At 60.2% G+C, this 16349-nt stretch carries 12 protein-coding genes and 1 tRNA gene; 9 read left to right on the forward strand and 4 right to left on the reverse strand.

Annotated elements, in window-relative coordinates; translation table 11 throughout:
• Positions 1 to 153: 153 nt before the first annotated feature.
• Together ACI3KW_RS02435 and ACI3KW_RS02440 are read left to right on the forward strand one after the other, a co-directional pair.
• Entirely contained in the window at positions 154 to 807 is a 654-nt protein-coding gene (locus ACI3KW_RS02435) for a YoaK family protein (RefSeq protein WP_404846765.1), read from the forward strand.
• Between the two features lie 461 nt (positions 808 to 1268).
• Positions 1269 to 1856 carry a Crp/Fnr family transcriptional regulator gene (locus tag ACI3KW_RS02440; protein WP_404846766.1) on the forward strand — a complete coding sequence of 196 codons (588 nt, stop codon included), beginning with the start codon at positions 1269 to 1271 and terminating at the stop codon, positions 1854 to 1856.
• A 77-nt stretch (positions 1857 to 1933) separates the two neighbouring features.
• Here ACI3KW_RS02440 and cydC read toward each other — a convergent pair whose 3' ends face one another.
• Both cydC and cydD read right to left on the reverse strand, forming a co-directional pair.
• A complete protein-coding gene (cydC, locus tag ACI3KW_RS02445; RefSeq protein WP_404846767.1) occupies positions 1934 to 3589 on the reverse strand; it encodes a thiol reductant ABC exporter subunit CydC in 1656 nt (551 codons plus the stop codon).
• Positions 3586 to 5313 carry a thiol reductant ABC exporter subunit CydD gene (gene cydD / locus ACI3KW_RS02450; RefSeq protein ID WP_404846768.1) on the reverse strand — a complete coding sequence of 576 codons (1728 nt, stop codon included), beginning with the start codon at positions 5311 to 5313 and terminating at the stop codon, positions 3586 to 3588. The genes cydC and cydD overlap by 4 nt, the downstream gene beginning before the upstream one ends.
• A 204-nt stretch (positions 5314 to 5517) precedes the next feature.
• On the opposite strand from cydD, the gene ACI3KW_RS02455 reads away from it, so the two are divergent.
• The 5 genes from ACI3KW_RS02455 to ACI3KW_RS02475 all read left to right on the forward strand — a co-directional run bounded on the left by ACI3KW_RS02455 (position 5518) and on the right by ACI3KW_RS02475 (position 9955).
• On the forward strand, positions 5518 to 7119 hold the full coding sequence (locus ACI3KW_RS02455; RefSeq protein WP_404846792.1) for a cytochrome ubiquinol oxidase subunit I: 1602 nt from the start codon (positions 5518 to 5520) through the stop codon (positions 7117 to 7119).
• Positions 7116 to 8264, forward strand: coding sequence for a cytochrome d ubiquinol oxidase subunit II (gene cydB / locus ACI3KW_RS02460; RefSeq protein WP_404846769.1), 1149 nt, complete (start codon positions 7116 to 7118; stop codon positions 8262 to 8264). Before ACI3KW_RS02455 ends, cydB begins: the two co-directional genes overlap by 4 nt.
• A gap of 9 nt (positions 8265 to 8273) precedes the next feature.
• On the forward strand, positions 8274 to 8387 hold the full coding sequence (gene cydX, locus ACI3KW_RS02465) for a cytochrome bd-I oxidase subunit CydX (RefSeq protein ID WP_404846770.1): 114 nt from the start codon (positions 8274 to 8276) through the stop codon (positions 8385 to 8387).
• 144 nt (positions 8388 to 8531) lie between these two features.
• A complete protein-coding gene (locus ACI3KW_RS02470; RefSeq protein ID WP_404846771.1) occupies positions 8532 to 8753 on the forward strand; it encodes a hypothetical protein in 222 nt (73 codons plus the stop codon).
• 1125 nt (positions 8754 to 9878) lie between these two features.
• A tRNA-Arg gene (locus ACI3KW_RS02475) sits at positions 9879 to 9955 on the forward strand.
• A gap of 323 nt (positions 9956 to 10278) precedes the next feature.
• Here the strand turns inward: ACI3KW_RS02475 and ACI3KW_RS02480 are convergent.
• Complete coding sequence (locus ACI3KW_RS02480) at positions 10279 to 11565, reverse strand: sugar transferase (protein WP_404846772.1); 1287 nt, start codon at positions 11563 to 11565, stop codon at positions 10279 to 10281.
• A gap of 803 nt (positions 11566 to 12368) precedes the next feature.
• Between ACI3KW_RS02480 and ACI3KW_RS02485 the strand changes: the two genes are divergently transcribed.
• Complete coding sequence (locus tag ACI3KW_RS02485; RefSeq protein WP_404846773.1) at positions 12369 to 13472, forward strand: glycosyltransferase; 1104 nt, start codon at positions 12369 to 12371, stop codon at positions 13470 to 13472.
• A gap of 386 nt (positions 13473 to 13858) precedes the next feature.
• Entirely contained in the window at positions 13859 to 15298 is a 1440-nt protein-coding gene (locus tag ACI3KW_RS02490; RefSeq protein ID WP_404846774.1) for a mannose-1-phosphate guanylyltransferase/mannose-6-phosphate isomerase, read from the forward strand.
• A gap of 416 nt (positions 15299 to 15714) precedes the next feature.
• Here the strand turns inward: ACI3KW_RS02490 and ACI3KW_RS02495 are convergent.
• A partial coding sequence (locus ACI3KW_RS02495; RefSeq protein WP_404846775.1) for an autotransporter outer membrane beta-barrel domain-containing protein occupies positions 15715 to 16349 on the reverse strand: 635 nt, incomplete at its 5' end.

Here is a 16349-nt window from a genome sequence, read left to right on the forward strand (position 1 = left end):
TCTTCGTTCTTTTGCTCACCCGATCGGTCACAAAAGCGGTGAATTCGGAAAATGGCGCCACCCGCACCGAAGCGGTTCCGGACCACTTGCTGACGTCGGCAACGAGGTAACCCCCCGTTGCAACTTTCGGTAGAACCTAGATAGAATCTGTCCATGACACCCACGCCTCAACTCAGCCTAGGCCTGCTGCTCACCGCGGCTGCTGGCTTTGTCGATGTGGTGGGCTTCGTCGAACTGGGCGGACACTTCACCTCTTTCATGAGCGGCAATATCACCCAGTTGGGCGATGCGCTGGCGCTGGGCGCCTGGTCGGTGGCGCGGATCACCGCTTCGCTGGTGGCACTGTTCCTGCTGGGCAGCGTTGCCGGTTCCATGCTGGCCCTGATCGCCGGAACGCGCTGGGGTTCGGGCGCCGTAACGGGTTTCGTGGTGGCGACTTTTATCGCTACGCTGGTCCTTGCCTATTTGGACTTTCCGCCCGACCAGTTCATGCTGGCTTTGGCCGCCGGCGCCGGCGCCCAGAACGCCATTTTACCCTCAACCGGCTCGGTGCGGCTCGGCACCACGTTCGTCACCGGCACCTTGTTCGCAGCCGGCCAAGATCTCGCCCGCGCCCTTTACCGCCTTGCGCCGCCCTGGCGATGGGCGCAGCACATGCTGGTGTGGATATCGCTGCTGCTCGGCGGACTGCTGGGGGGACTGGGCTATAAGGTGTTGGGCATCAACGTCTTGGTGGTTCCAGGGGCAGTGTATCTGGGATTTCTTGTGGCATTTGTAGTGAGGCGGCCGAGCAAGGTAGTGCCGTAGCGCACCTGAATGGCAGCTTCTCTATCGTCGTTTATGTCCATGGCCGCGCGAAGTCATCTGCCGCCGAGAGGCGGCATCGCTGGCTTGGAAAACACCGACCACGAAAATCGCAGGCCAATGACAGTCCCCGGCCTTAAGGCCCGCCTAGATGGAGTATCGCAGCCAGTGGCGGGATGAGCCGGGCAGGCGGCCAACTCCAATCTCTGTTAGGATGTACTGCACTGCGCCCGCAGCTATGCATGCGACAGGATAGCACTGCGACAGCTGATCGGCTTAACGGGCGCTTCGCGCCAGTTTAAAGCATAGATCGCCCAGGAGGCGCCAAAATGCTGTCTGTTTCAACTTGCTCTGAAACTATCGATATTCCGCTTTTTTGCCAGAACTGCCCGTCGCGGCGAAAGGGTAGCTGCGCGGCCCTAAGCTCCGACCAATTGGGTCGGCTGGCGAGTCAAAGCCGGCGGGTGCACTACGATGCCGGCGAGGCGCTGGCCGCCGACGCGATGCCGATCGGTGGCTATGGCAGTCTGCTGCATGGGGTGGTTAAGCTGTCAAAGGTGCTTGAGGACGGCCGCCAGCAATTGGTGGGGCTGCAGTTTGCTCCCGACCTAACTGGGCGGCTCTTCGCCAATGAAAGCCGGGTAACGGCCGAAGCTGCATCCGATGTCGATCTTTGCGTTGTATCGCGATCGGCGATGGAAGCGGTGCTCCGCGACAGCCCCGATTTCAAACACCGCATCATGCTGCAGACGTTGCGGGAATTGGACGAGGCGCGCGACTGGATGGTGACGTTGGGTAGGAAGACGGCGGCCGAAAAGGTGGCCAGCTTCCTCTGTCTTATTGCCAGCCATGCGACCCCCGACCAGGACAAACCTCGCACCAGCTTTGACCTACCGTTGAGCCGGGCTGATATCGGCGATTTTCTGGGTCTGACCATCGAGACGGTGAGCCGGCAGATGAGCAAGTTCAAGGCCGATGGCGTGATCGGGATTGAGAACTACCGGCATGTAACTGTGCCGGACCTGGCGCGGCTGCGGGTGCAGTGTGGGTAGGGCTGCTTTCTTCCAAACACCCCGTGGCCCTACCGGATCAAAATTGGGCCAGGAGGCATGCGCGCGCGTTGTGCGAATTACTCCCCCAGCACTCCATTCCTGATGCTCACCACGCGGTCCACCGTCCCATCGGCGATGGCGGCGTGAGTGACAAGGATGGTGGTGCGGCCGGCCATTGCGGTTTTGATGGTGGCGAAAAAGGCCAGTTCCGCGTCGCGGTCCAGGCCCGTAGTGGGTTCGTCGAGCAGGATGACCGGCGCGTTGCTGAGCAGGGTGCGGGCGAGGCAGAGACGGCGGCCCTGGCCGGCCGAGACAGTTTTGCCCGCTTCACCCAGAAGACTGTCGAGGCCGCGCGGCAGGCTACGCACGAAATCGGCAATTCCGGCATCGGCAAGCGCTGCCCAGAGGTCGGGCTCGCTGGCATTGGCACGTCCGATCAGCAGATTGGCACGGATTGTGTCATGGAACACCGGGCTGTCCTGGCCGAGCAGGGCAATATGGGCATGAAGGTCGGCTTGCCGCAAATTGGCGAGCGGCACGCCCCCCAGGGTGATGCGGCCCGATTGCGGATCACTCAGGCGCAGCAGCAGCTTGAGCAGGCTAGATTTGCCGCCGCCGCTTGGGCCGACAATGGCAATATGCTCGCCGGGCATGAGGGTCAGGTTGATATTGCTGAGGGCCGGGGCGCTGCCGCCATAGCAGAAGGTGACGTTGTCGATGACAATAGCCGCTTGCGTTGGAATCGGTTGCGGCTGGGCGGGGTCGGCGACGCTGACCGGTGTTTCTGCCATGGCCATCAACCGCTCGGCGGCCGCCATGGCGGTACTGAACTTGCCCACGCTGCGCACGATGGCATTAGACGCCTCAAAGCTGCCGAGCACGGCCAGCAGTAACCCAACCAGCAGCGGAGCATCGATTTCGCCGCGGCCGAAATGGTCAAGGCCAACCCATAGCACGCCGACCAAAGCCAGTGCAGCGAGGGTCTGCACGATTGCGGCCGCAATGGCAGTGAAGCTTGCTAGTTGCCCACGCGCCGCCGCGAGTTGGGTCGCCTTGATCGCGAAACTGGCGTGGGTGGTCCCTAGCAGGCCCATGGCCAGCAAGTCGGTATGACCATCAATGCCATCGAGCGTTGCAAGGCGCGCATCGGCCGCGCGGGCAACCACCTGGCTACCGGCACGGCGAGTGTACAGGACCAGCAGGACTGGTGCGGCGAGAACGGCGAGAGCGTAGCAAAGAGCATAGACCCAAGCAGCGGCCGGCAGCAGGAATACGAGGATGGTGGAAACAGCTCCGCCGATAACGAGCGCGGCAGTGACTGGACCAACGGCGACAAGGAAAGCCGTATCGAGCGCATCAACATCGGCGGTGAGCCGGCTGACCAGGTCGCCATGCCGCATATTGCGGTCAGCAAGCGGCAAGCGGGGAAAGAGGCGAGCAAAAAGCCAGCCGCGAATATCGGCCAGCAGGCGCAAGGTGGCGTCATGTCCGGTGAGGCGCTCGCCATAGCGCGCCAGGATGCGGATAAAGGAAAAGCCGCGCACTAGCGCCGAGGGGGCAAAAAGATTGAATGCCAGGCCCGCTGAGGTGAGCGCGGCCCCCGTGACAAACCAGCCCGAAGTGCCGAGCAGGGCAATGCCGGCAGCCAGCGTCACTAGCGACAGGATGAGCGCCAGCAACAGGCCGCGCGCCTGTCTTGCAAAGAGGCTGCGAAAGGCCAGGAGTGCTTTCATGCCGCGCTCCGTTTGCCGGCGGCGGGAACTGGGGTGGCCAGCAAGCGGCCGCCGGCAATGCGATAGGCCTTGCCCAAGTGTGCCGCTACGGCGAGCGAATGGGTAGCCACGATCAGCGTGCGGCCCTGGGCATAGCGCAGCAGATTGTTGAGCACCGCCTGTTCGAGCTCGCCATCAAGATGGGCCGTAGGCTCATCCAGCAGGATCAGTCCGGCATCGCGCAGGAAGATGCGCGCCAGCGCCACGCGCTGGGCCTGACCGCCGGAGAGGCCGACGCCATCCTCACCTAGCATGGTATCGAGACCATCGGGCAGGGCATCGGCAAAGGGCAGGACATGCGCCAGCTCGGCCGCCCGGACGATTTCCGCTGGCGTGGCACCGGGGCGAGCCAGGGCGATATTATCGGCCATGCTGGCATGGATGATCCGGGGCTTCTGGCTCAGCAGGATGACGCGGCCGCGCAGGTCGGATTCGGCCCATTCGGTCAGCTCGATATGATCGAGATGTGCCGAGCCCTCATGGGGGCGAAGACGAGCGATGGTTTCGAGCAGGGTGGATTTGCCGCTGCCGCTGGGACCCAGAATGGCGACATGTTCCCCCGCGGCGACATGCAGCGCCGCGTTGACCAGAATAGCGCGGCTGCGATCGGGCGTGCGGATGGTGAAATCACTGAGCGCCACGGCAATGGCGGCAATGTAGGGCAAAGGCGGAGCGTCGCTGGGCCGGGCAATGGTGGTGGGGAGGACGCCGAGTTGCGCCTCTATTTCGCCGATGGCTGCCTTGGCGCTGGAGCGATCATGATAGCAGGCGGCGAGCTGGCGCAGGGGATTATAGACCTCCGGCGCCATCAACAGCAGGAAAAGACCAAGCTGCAGGCTGAGCGGTTCGGGGCGCAATTGCAGGTAGCCGATATAGGTGAGGCCCACATAAAGCGCGATGCCTGCCACACCTAGGGCCGCAAAAAATTCCAGCACGGCCGAGGAGAGAAAGGCGATGCGTAGCACGCGCAGAGTGCGTCGCCGCAATTCGTCGCTGGCGGCGACAATGCTCGCGGTTTCCGCCTCGGCGCGGCCGAACAGTTTGAGTGTGAGCAGGCCCCGCAGCCGATCGGCGAAGCGTCCATTGAGCTGGCTGAGGGCGCGGGCCTGCCGCGTCGTCGCGATCTGGGCGCCCCAGCCGACCAGGGCCATGAAGAGCGGGATCAAGGGCGCAGTGACGAGAAACAAGAGCCCCGCCAGCCAGTCGAGCGGCAGGATAACGGCGCCGAAGGCCAGCGGCAGCACGCTCGCCTGGATCATGGCGGGCAGATAGCGGGCGAAGTACCCGTCCAACGCCTCGGTCTGGTCGATGATGGCGGAGGCGGCGGAACCCGATGCGGGCTGGCCGGCGGCGCGGGGCGGGCGGGCGAGCAATTGGGCAAACAGGGCCTGGCGTAACTGGAGCTTGATGGCCTCGGCTGCGCTGACGCCAGCCCGTTCGCCCAGTGCTCCGAGCGTGGCACGGATGATTAATAGGGCAAGGACGAGGCCAATAGCCGGGGCGAGGGCGACAAGCGGCCGGTTATACTCGATGGCCTGACCCAGAATATCGGCAAAGAGCCAGGTCTGGCAGATCAACAGGATCCCGCTAATGAGGGGCGCTGCGATCGTCAGGCCAATCCATGGGCGGCCATGATGAGTGAGGGCGGAGAGTGCCTTGGCATGCAGGCGATCCTTGGTCGTCATATAGTCCTCAGCGTATCCCAAGTGCATCCCCATCCGGCTCGGTCTGTTGCGGCCGGTGAAAGCTCCTGTCCGGGCAACATTAGCCAAGCTGCAGCCCCAACCTTTGATCTGAATCAAGGCGGCTCGCCTCCCGACCCGGCAAAAGGGTCTCGGGACAGCCACGAATCGGCGGCTGAGCTTATTCACAGGGGCATTCGCGCCATGATCGACATGACGGTTGTCGAACTCTCGCGGTGGCAATTTGCCGCCACCGCCATGTACCATTTTCTTTTCGTGCCGCTGACCCTGGGCCTGTCTTTCATGATGGCCATTATGGAGAGCGTCTACGTGATGACCGGGCGCGATATCTGGCGCAAGGCGACTCTTTTTTGGGGTACGCTGTTCGGCGTCAATTTTGCCATGGGCGTGGCTACCGGCATCGTCATGGAGTTCCAGTTCGGCATGAACTGGAGCTATTACAGTCATTACGTGGGCGACGTGTTCGGGGCGCCGCTGGCCATAGAAGGGCTGATGGCCTTTTTCCTCGAAGCCACGTTTATCGGCGTCTTCTTTTTCGGCTGGGACCGGCTGAGCAAGGTGGGGCACCTCGCCGTCACTTGGCTGACCGCTTTGGGCGCTAATTTCTCGGCCCTGTGGATCCTTATCGCCAACGGATGGATGCAGAATCCGGTCGGCGCCAAATTCAACCCCGATACCATGCGCATGGAAGTTACCGACTTCATGGCGGTGATCTTCAATCCGGTGGCGCAGGCCAAATTCGTGCATACGGTGAGCGCGGGCTATGTCTGCGGCGCCGTCTTCATCTTCGCCATTTCCTGCCTGTTCCTGCTGCAGGGTAAGCACGCGGAACTGGCCAAACGCTCTATGGTCGTGGCGGCCAGCTTTGGCCTCGCCTCGGCGCTGTCGGTCGTGGTGCTGGGTGATGAGAGCGGATATGTCGCGACCGAGCAGCAGAAGATGAAGATCGCCGCGATGGAGGCGATGTATCACACCGAGCCCGCGCCGGCGGCGCTGACCCTATTCGCCATTCCCAGTAGCATACCGGGCGAACCGGTATTCGAAGTGCGTCTGCCCTGGGTGCTAGGCATCATCACCACACGCTCGCTCGATATGGAATTGCCCGGCATCACCGAATTGGTCGAACGTGCGGCAATCCGCATCCAGTCCGGCATGATCGCCTATGGCGCGCTGCAGGACATCAGGGCCGATGGAAGCAATGCCGAGGCACGCGCCCTGTTCGAGCAGCACTGGGCCGATCTCGGTTATGGCCTGCTGCTCAAGAAATACCGGACCGATATCGAGAATGCGACGGGGGAGGAAATTGCCCTGGCCTCGTTCGATACCGTGCCCGATGTGTGGCCTCTGTTCTGGAGCTTCCGCCTGATGGTGGGCGTGGGTTTCTTCTTCATTGCCTTTTTTGCCGTGTGGTTCTACCGCGCCTCGCGCGGCTGGCTCGACACTAACCGGACCATGCTGTGGATCGGGGTGGCAACACTGCCGCTGCCCTGGCTCGCCATCGAAGCGGGCTGGTTCATCGCTGAATATGGCCGCCAGCCCTGGGTGGTCGAGGGCGTGCTCCCGACCTTCTATGCCGCCTCGGGGCTGGGCTTCTGGGATCTGGTAATCTCACTTAGCTTCTTTGTCGCGCTCTATACCGTGCTGCTGATCATCATGGTCCTGCTGATGATCAAGATCATCAAGGCCGGGCCGCAGGAAAAGCTCTTTGCCACCAGCCCCACCGATGACGAGGACTTCGTCATTGCCGCGCTTCCGGCTACTCCCGCCAATAAGGAACTTGGATCATGAGCTCCATTCCGCTCGACTACGAAACCCTGCGCTTGGTCTGGTGGCTGCTGCTGGGCATATTGCTGATTGGCTTTGCCATTATGGGTGGGCGCGACCTTGGCGTGGGGGCGCTGCTGCCCTTTGTCGCCCGCACCGATGAAGAACGGCGCGTGCTGCTCAATCTCGTCGGGCCGACCTGGGAGGGCAATCAGGTATGGCTGGTGCTGGGGGGCGGGGCGATCTTTGCCGCCTTCCCGCCACTCTATGCGGTAAGCTTTTCTGGCTTTTATCTGGCCATGATCGTGATCCTCTTGGCCCTGATCCTTCGGCCGGTGGGCTTCAAGTTCCGTGGCAAGGTGAAAGACCCGCGCTGGCGGGCGGCCTGGGACTGGGCGCTGTTCATCGGCGGCTTCGTGCCTTCGCTGATCTTTGGTGTGGCGGTGGGCAATGTGCTGCTGGGCGCTCCATTCCACCTCGATGACACGATGCGGGCCTTCTATACCGGCAACTTCTTCCTGCTGCTGATGCCCTTTGCCCTGCTCTGCGGATTGGTGAGCCTGGGCATGATCGTGACGCAAGGGGCCAGTGTAATCGCCGGGCGGACCACCGGCCCGTTGGCCGAACGGGCGCGGAGCTATGGCACCATTGCGGCCATGGCGACCATTGCCCTTTTCGCGCTGGGCGGCGTGTGGATCGCGCTGGGCGTTGATGGCTATACCATTACCAGCGTTGTCGACCCCAACGCGGCAATCAATCCGCTGGCCAAGACTGTGACGCTGACGCGGGGCGGGTGGCTGGCCAATTATGGGCTCTATCCCTGGATGATCCTTGCCCCAGTGCTGGGCTTTGCTGGCATGATTGGCGCCTTGCTGGCGCTACAGGCGCGCTGGCGGTTGCCGGCACTGCTGGCTTCCAGCCTCGGCATTTTCGGCATCACTTCAACGGCGGGCCTGTCGCTATTCCCGTTCCTGTTGCCATCCTCAACGGTGCCGGAGGCGAGCCTGACCGTCTGGGACGCCTCGTCCAGCCATCTGACGCTGTTCATCATGCTGCTGGTGACCTGCTTTTTTCTGCCCATCATCCTCCTCTATACCGCCTGGGTGTTCCGGGTGATGCGTGGCACGGTGAGCGCGGAAAGTCTCGAAAAGAACCCCAACGCCTATTAGGAGACGAGCATGTGGTATTTTTCCTGGATTCTCGGCGTCGGCCTCGCCTGTAGTTTCGCCATTCTCAATGCCATGTGGTTCGAGATGCGCGAGGACCGGCATGGTGAAAAAGCAAAGCGCTGACTTTTGAGGCAGGGGCCATTGGGGCTTGCCTGCCGCCACTATGTTCTTGCGGATGACAGCTGCTGCGGTGTCGCGACCGTGGGCTTATCACGGCGAGTACCTCAAATTCCCACTATCTCGACCTTATAGGCGGCATCCAGTAGCATGGTGCAGTCTCTGGCTTGGACCGTGATCATCGCGGATATGGTCGTAGACGGGCATTATGATGCCGAACAGGAAGATCGCACGGTCCGCCGCCTGATCGAGGCACGTGTCGCCGGCGTGATCTCGACCCTTACGCTGCGCAAGGAAAAAACCGATCTGCTTTCAAAGTGGGACATTCCCGTCGTCTTCGTTGACTCTGCGCCCCCCGGCGACCGCATCTGACTGCCAAGCGTGACCACCGACAACTGCCAGGCGAGCATGATGGTCGGCGAGCATTTGGCCGGCCATCGCTACAAGAACTGGCTGTTCCTCGCCTATCCTGCAATCTGGTCAACCCGTGTGGAGTCCCCGGCGATATCGCAGGCGTCGGGTATGACGAATTCGTGTGGTCCAACCTTATCCAGCCGCCATTGACGCTGCTCACGAGCGAAGTGGCGAAATTGGCCAGGAGGCCGCTCGCGCCCTCGCAGAAATCATTCTTGTCCAGGACGAGTCAGAAAAGCGCGGGCAGGGCAGTGGGCCCGTCTATCACCCACACAGAAGCAGGTTGGCGCCGAATTGATCGTGCGCCAGTCCTGCGGCTGCCTCGCCGCGGGGAGCCAGGGCAACACTCGATAAGTTCACCATTCCGTCGGTCGCTGGACGGCGAGACGCGCAAGCTGGTCCGCGCAGATGGCAGAAGCCGGCAAACGGAGAAATTTAAATGAAAACGAAAACGTTTAGCATGATCGCAGTTTCTGCTCTCAGCTTCACAACTGTAGGAGTTCTGGCAGCCGCCTGAACACACTTTGGTGGAGATCGAGACTGTCGAAAAGGCCCCGTAATGCACCACTATCGGCTGCACGGAACCCCGGACCGGCCGACGAAACAGTGGAGTTTCACTCCGAAAGCGGCCGGGCCATGGTGTGGTGGACCTTCCAGCCCTTCGGCGCATTCCAGATGGTCCAGCGCCGGCAGTCCGGCTGGGTCAACTGGGCAGTAATGGCGAGAACGAATGCCCCGAACTCCCGGTGGGCCTCGAGATCAAAACGGCCTATGGCCCGTTCGCCAGTAGCTGGGAAACGGTCGCGCGCCAATTAGAGGCGCCGCTTTCCGTGACGGCCGGTTGATGAAACCTTCGCTTGATATCGCAGACACATTTTTGGGCAAGATCGACAGCCTGGGTTGTGTTATCGCCCAGATTCAGCTAGCTGAATAATCAGTCGTATACGTGCGGGATAGGTGACGAAGTTCGGCGCCTAACCGGTTAGGTTCATGTTCGCCGGTGGCGGATTGTGGAGTGAAAAAGAGCCTGGATTGATACCGTGAGTGAGGGATATCACCCTTTCAATATCGGTCACACAAGATGCACCCGTAGCTCAGCTGGATAGAGCGCTGCCCTCCGAAGGCAGAGGTCACAGATTCGAATTCTGTCGGGTGCGCCAATTTTCGGGCTTTTAGCAACGACGCTCGCTGTGCGCTCTCAAGCCCTTTTCGAGACCGGTATGCTAGGGGCTCCTGGTGGGCCAAGCTCTTCCGGTTCCATAGCTAACGGCGTTTCCGGCGGTGCGTGTGCGGAGATCAGGAATGCCAGAACCCTCCGGTAGGCGCGGCAGCGATTGCGGCTATTGTGACATGGATGGTCTTCTTCGCTTCTGGCGAAGGGGCTGATGAGTAACGCTGGCGCTCGATTATACATCAACACCAACAGAGCTTGCGGGACGTCAACAACGAGAGGGCTTCTGGTGGGCCTGCCTTAAATATGATTTTAGCGTCCTCCCTGTCGCAGCAGGATGGTTCGAAACGTTCGGGCTGCGATGATTATGTCAAGATCGAGCGACACATGCTTGAGGTAGAATAGGTCATATGAGAGCTTTTCGACCTCTTCATCCTCGCTGTGGGCATAACCCTGTGACACCTGAGCCCATCCGGTAAGACCAGGCAGAAGAATTTGCCGGTTTACGTATTGTGGTAGGCTCTCTTCTAGTGACTCCGCGACCTCGATCGACACCGGCCGCGGGCCAATGAAGCTCATGTCGCCCTTCAGAATATTGAACAGCTGTGGCAGCTCGTCGAGACGCAGCTGACGCAATAAGGTGCATCCGGGCAGGATCCTGCTGTCATTGACTTCTGTCGAACCGACATGATCGCCACGATGCATGGTTCTAAATTTGTAGAGGCGGAAAACCGAACCCGCATAGCCACGACGCTCTTGCACGAATAGGCTTGGACCGCCATCGATCAGGCGAATGTAGACCCAGATGAGCGAACAGATGACGAGTGCCGGAATTGCGAGCAGCAACACCGCTGCGACGTCCATCAAACGCTTGACCCGGTAATAGGCAAGCTGGCTAGGCGAGTAGGATACGTCGCCCAGGTCGAATGTCTTAATGTCGACCTTACCGAGATGCCCTTCAAGGTAGATGGGCCATGTCTCTAGGGATATGCCCCTCAGATAGAGCCGGGCGAGAACCGCGGCATATTCCGGAGTATGATGCGCCACCGGGTCGATTAGAAGCCGGTGGACATTGGCGCCGACCTCGTCGGCCGAAACCACCCTCACCCAGTTGCCAATAAGCTCCGCCACTTTCGACGCATCCGAAAAATCCAGGACGGCAACCGACTTCTTTAGCGCGCGCGCTAAGGAAATATTGGCAAAGGACACCCCGACCGTCCCAGCTGGCAAACTGGCAAACAAGGCAAAAAAGCTGATGGGAGTGCGGGTGGCCGAAAGGAGTGCGATCACCAGCGACCCGGCAAAGACCGTTGCGGCAAGCGCTAAGGTGACGGGGTGGTCCCGCCGCGTCATGAGCAGGAGCAGACTGATGGCCACGATCGGCATGGCGGCGGCGCCGCCAGCTCCAACCATGATATTTCCCCAGTCAGTGCGGCCGGCCGTCGTGAGGATAAGGAGATACAGCGTGGCTCCCGCAGTGGCCGTTACCGCTGCAGCGGGCGCCACCGCGCTCAACATCTTGCCGTAGTGGTGCTGATGGCGACGCGCGCCACGTCGGATCACGGCTTCGAGGCCGGGATGGCGCTTGTTCGGCATCATGTAACCTCATCAGCTTGCGCCAACGGGCACCGTGGCATTCTGGAGAGCAAATCGTTCGATTCTGGGTAGCCTATGAAGATCTACCCGTATAACCGGTCTTGCCGACTCGATGGGTATCAATCGCTCGCTGCGACCGCAACCACCTTCGTTAAGCCGCCATGCCCTCGCTCAGCGCCCGAAGTATCAATGGCCTAACTGTTAGGTGCATTTTGCTCGATATGCGGAAACCTTTAGCGCGCTGGGTACTACAGTTCTAAATGACAGGCACAACGATTATGTTCGGCCAGTTGATATGACGCTCGATGGAATTTCATGCTGATACTGATGAGGCAAAGGAAATTGGTCGGCAACTAACTGACGATTTGCCGTGTGGTGGAAGATGGTTGTCCAGAGATTGGTGTTCGGACATGACTCAGATGAATTTCTAAATGGACGAGGACGTCAGCGAGGCGCCGACCAACGGTCCTTTGCAACTAAAAACTGAGACGTGGCAACCGTTGCAGTCGCTCGTAATGGAGGAGAAATATGGGGGAGCGCCAGGCAACGACGACAGCGTACTGTTCCTTAGCCAAACCCTTTAGGCATGGAACGCTACCTGTACTAGTCAATCTCACAGAGATTATGGATCGCTAACGCATCTGCAGTCTCGCCAGTTTTGTCTTGAACGCCAACCATTGGTGACACTCACGGCATGGGAACCTGCCGCGCAGTGGTGTAGACGCCATGCCGGGACTGGAGCTGGTTTCGTCAGTGGCGCCAAGTTCGCTCCCTGAAGCGTGCTTTACTGAAAAATGGACTCAATCGTGAAAATTCTGCACTTTTTCAAAACCTATCTTCCCGACAATTTTGCCGGCGTTGAGAGGGTGATCTGGAACATTTGTGAAAGCACGCATGTGCTCGGCGTGGAGTCTGATGTGCTCTCGCTAAGTGCGACGCCGCCCGCGGAACCGCTACCGGTGCGTCATCACACCGCCCACCACGCCAGACAGGATCTTTACCTGGCGTCGACCGGCCTGTCGGTATCGGTATTTGCAAAGTTTGCACGGATGGCGCAGCAGGCCGATATCGTGCATTTCCATTTTCCATGGCCGATGATGGATCTGGTCAATCTGTTTGTGCGGCCGAAAAGCGCCACGGTGGTCACCTATCACTCGGACATCATTAAGCAGGAGGTCCTCGCCAAGTTATATGCCCCGCTGATGCACCAGTTTCTGGGGCGGATTGATCATATCGTGGCGACATCGCCCAACTATGTACGCACCAGTTCCGTTCTACAGCGCTATGCAGCCAAGACATCTGTCATCCCGATCGGTATTGAGCCAGTCAAAATACTGCCACAGCCGAAACTGTTGGAACGATGGCGCAAGCTTGTCGGAGAGCATTTTTTTCTCTTTGTCGGAGCGCCACGCTACTATAAGGGGCTGGAGTATTTGCTGGCTGCGGCGCGGCAAACGGGATTGCCCGTCGTTATCGCGGGTGCCGACGAGGCCGAAGTGTTTAGCGATACTCGTCTACGTCCGGCCAATGTGGCCGTCGTCGGCCGCATCAGCGACGACGACAAGGAAGCCCTGCTGAGTCTTTCGCGGGCTTTTGTATTTCCATCCCACCTGCGATCGGAGGCCTTTGGCGTAGCGCTGCTGGAGGCGGCGCGGGTAGGCAGGCCGATGATTTCGTGCGAAATTGGCACCGGTACCAGTTATGTCAACTTGGACGGCCAGACTGGTCTCGTTATTCGACCACAGAGCGTAGAGGCGCTGTGTGTGGCCATGCAGAAACTCGCAAATGACAAAGACCTGTCCGAAGCTATGGGCGCGGCGGCCAAGCAGCGCTTTACCGCAGAGTTTACCTCCAGGACGATGGGGCGGCGATATTTCGACCTATACAACCAGCTGCTTCGGTCGCGATAGCATTTCACCGTCACCAAGGCGATGGGTTCTGATTCTGAAATTACTTCAGACGTTCGTTGCCAACACACATAAGCCTACGCCTTGAGGTGATAGGGGAGCCACCCTAAAGCCGGATCACTGTATTATTTCGCGAAGGGCGTGGAAGTTCGTGCACTGGCAGGCGCTAGAAAAAAACAGCACGCTCCGACAATAAACTTATGGCCGCTTCAGCGGCCACGCGGTTCTGCATGAGGCCGTGTAGGCCGCCAGCTGTCGGTATATCCGAAGGAAATTGGGGAGTTTGGGACTGCCCGCTTGCACTTTGGAGGAAGCTGGCTACAGACAAACCTAATGTAAAATAGTCAAACGATGGCAGTGATGAACAGCCTGAAGGTTGACATCTCCCCATGGCAGAGGCCCTCATGAGAAAAATAGTTCCCGTCATTCTTGCCGGTGGTCAGGGTACGCGTCTTTGGCCGATGTCTAGAGCGGCTCGGCCCAAGCAGTTTATTGAGCTTATGGGTAATCGCTCATTGTATCAGCGGACGCTGGAGCGCCTGGCCGGCTCGGACCGCTATGGCGCTCCGATCGTGGTGACCAATGCCGATTACCGTTTTATGGCCGCTGAACAGGCTCAGGAGGTCGGCGTGACACCCGGCGCGATCCTGCTCGAGCCTGTGGCGCGCAACACCGCGGTGGCCATTGCCGCGACTGCCTATTTCGTTTTGGACACAGATCCCGAGGCGGTTCTCCACATTCTGGCGTCGGATCATGCAATTTCCGCTGATGCCGAGTACTACGGCGCGGTTGGCGCCGCTGAGGCGGCAGCGCGAGCGGGGTGGCTGGTGACCTTTGGTATCGTTCCGACCCGTCCGGAAACCGGCTACGGCTATATCGCCGTGGGCGAGACATTGCCCACAGGCGCCAGTCAGGTTGGTCGCTTTGTTGAAAAGCCTGATCTCGCCACTGCGGAGCGGTTCCTAACCGAAGGCGGTTATGTCTGGAATTCGGGCATGTTCATGATCACTGCTAAGACATTCATTGAGGAATGCGAGGCTTTGGCCCCCGAAACGGCCGCGGCCGCTCGACAGGCGGTCGATCTGGCTCGGTCTGATCTCGACTTCGTTCGGCTCGACCCTGGCGCGTTCGAAGCCGCGCCCAGTATTTCAGTGGACTATGCCATCTTTGAAAGGACGACAAAGGCCGCTGTGCTCCCGGTCCGTTTTGCCTGGTCGGACCTCGGTTCGTGGGACGCGGTTTGGGGAGCGCATGCGCGCGATAACGATGGCAATGTGGTGCGCGGATCGGCGCTGCTGTCGAGGACCAGCAACTCTATGGTATTGACGGATGGGGCCCACGTCGTAGTCGACGGGCTCGACGACGTCGCCGTAATAGCAAGTCAGGACGCAATCTTTGTCGGCCGACTTTCCCAGGCGCAGCAAGTTGGGGGGCTGGTTAAGCAGCTCAAAGCCGATCCGGCCACGGTCGCGTTGACCGAGACTCATAAAACCGCCTACCGCCCATGGGGTGGTTATTCTTCGGTGTTGATGGCCGAACGCTTCCAGGTCAAACGTCTGTTTGTCAAACCGGGTAAGAAGCTGTCTCTACAAAAGCACTTTCACCGCTCCGAGCACTGGGTCGTGGTCAGGGGCACTGCCGAGGTGACGATAGATGGTCAGATTTCGCTGTTGACGGAAAACCAGTCTATCTACTTGCCCCTAGGCTGCACCCACCGCCTTGCCAATCCGGGAAAGATCGAACTCGAACTCATCGAGGTTCAGACCGGCTCCTACCTGGGCGAGGACGACATTGTGCGCACCGAGGACGACTTCGGTCGGGCAGGATAACCGCTTGTGTCTGTGCAAGCGGAGATGAGTTGAGCTCGGATAGGGAGGACAGCGACTCGGGGTGGCCGTCCGTTGGGTCGTTGACCGGTAAGGATCGCTATGGGCGTCGCAGACCGCCCGCGGAATATACGATGACCGCTAGCGTCAAGTTAGGCACCAGCGGCTACGCGGCCTTGTCACCGAGATTGAGGGGCAGGCGGCGCGGCGCTATACGGCGGCTTTCCTCTGGCATCTGAGGGCGCTGGGCTCGACACAGGCGACAAGGTGTTCCTGGAGCCGGCCGAACCGCTGCGGCCAGCGGCTCGACCATAACAAGACGGTATTGGAGGTGCTCATGTTCCTCCGATACCCACTAAATTGGAGACCGCAAGGCCTCTGTGCGCCAACATCTTGGGAAGATCGCTGGGTCTCAGGCCCTAAAACTTGACGGTGAGCCCGGCGGTACCGGCAAGGCTGTAGCTGCTGCCGAAATTGACCAGACTTGTGTTGACGCCGGCCTGGCCATGGATGGCGTATTTGTCGTCGCCCCAGGCGTATGTGCCGCCGATCCCTAAGCCGCCCCACAGATTGTCCTGTGTGTTGACAAGCTCCACTCCGGCAAGGTCGGTCCTGCTATCGGGAAGGACGTCATAGTAGAGATTGGCAATGCCATAGGCATGCAGACGGCTGGTGTCGCCGGTTTCATCGATCCAGGCGTCCTGGTAGTCGGCCGAAAGGCCCAGCCGGATGGTGAGGTCATCGCCCTCGGCCAGCGAAACGGCGGCGCCGAAGGCATCGGTGAAACCATCATAGCTGACGTCGGAATAGGTCAGCTGCGCCTGGGGCGTGATCGACCAGTTCTGGTTGAGCGCGACCTGCTGGCCGGCCTCCACGCCGATTGCATAGCCAAAGCCGCCATTGCCCGATACCAGACCGGTCGCCGCCGTCGAGGAAGCAAGCGCACTGTCATACCAGGTCAAGTTTGCCTGGGCATCGAGGTAAAAGCCGCCCGCGCCATACCAAGTCAGTGATCCGCCCAGGCCATAGCCGGTGCTGCTGACTGAACCGTTTC

This window comes from Devosia sp. ZW T5_3 (assembly GCF_044987315.1).
Lineage (GTDB): Bacteria > Pseudomonadota > Alphaproteobacteria > Rhizobiales > Devosiaceae > Devosia.

Bases quoted from the DNA above. Each gene is read 5' to 3' on its own strand.
- ACI3KW_RS02435 (WP_404846765.1), top strand. From the start codon at position 154: ATGACACCCACGCCTCAACTCAGCCTAGGCCTGCTGCTCACCGCGGCT.
- cydC (WP_404846767.1), bottom strand. From the start codon at position 3,589: ATGAAAGCACTCCTGGCCTTTCGCAGCCTCTTTGCAAGACAGGCGCGC.
- cydD (WP_404846768.1), bottom strand. From the start codon at position 5,313: ATGACGACCAAGGATCGCCTGCATGCCAAGGCACTCTCCGCCCTCACT.
- cydB (WP_404846769.1), top strand. From the start codon at position 7,116: ATGAGCTCCATTCCGCTCGACTACGAAACCCTGCGCTTGGTCTGGTGG.
- cydX (WP_404846770.1), top strand. From the start codon at position 8,274: ATGTGGTATTTTTCCTGGATTCTCGGCGTCGGCCTCGCCTGTAGTTTC.
- ACI3KW_RS02470 (WP_404846771.1), top strand. From the start codon at position 8,532: ATGGTGCAGTCTCTGGCTTGGACCGTGATCATCGCGGATATGGTCGTA.
- ACI3KW_RS02480 (WP_404846772.1), bottom strand. From the start codon at position 11,565: ATGATGCCGAACAAGCGCCATCCCGGCCTCGAAGCCGTGATCCGACGT.
- ACI3KW_RS02490 (WP_404846774.1), top strand. From the start codon at position 13,859: ATGGCAGAGGCCCTCATGAGAAAAATAGTTCCCGTCATTCTTGCCGGT.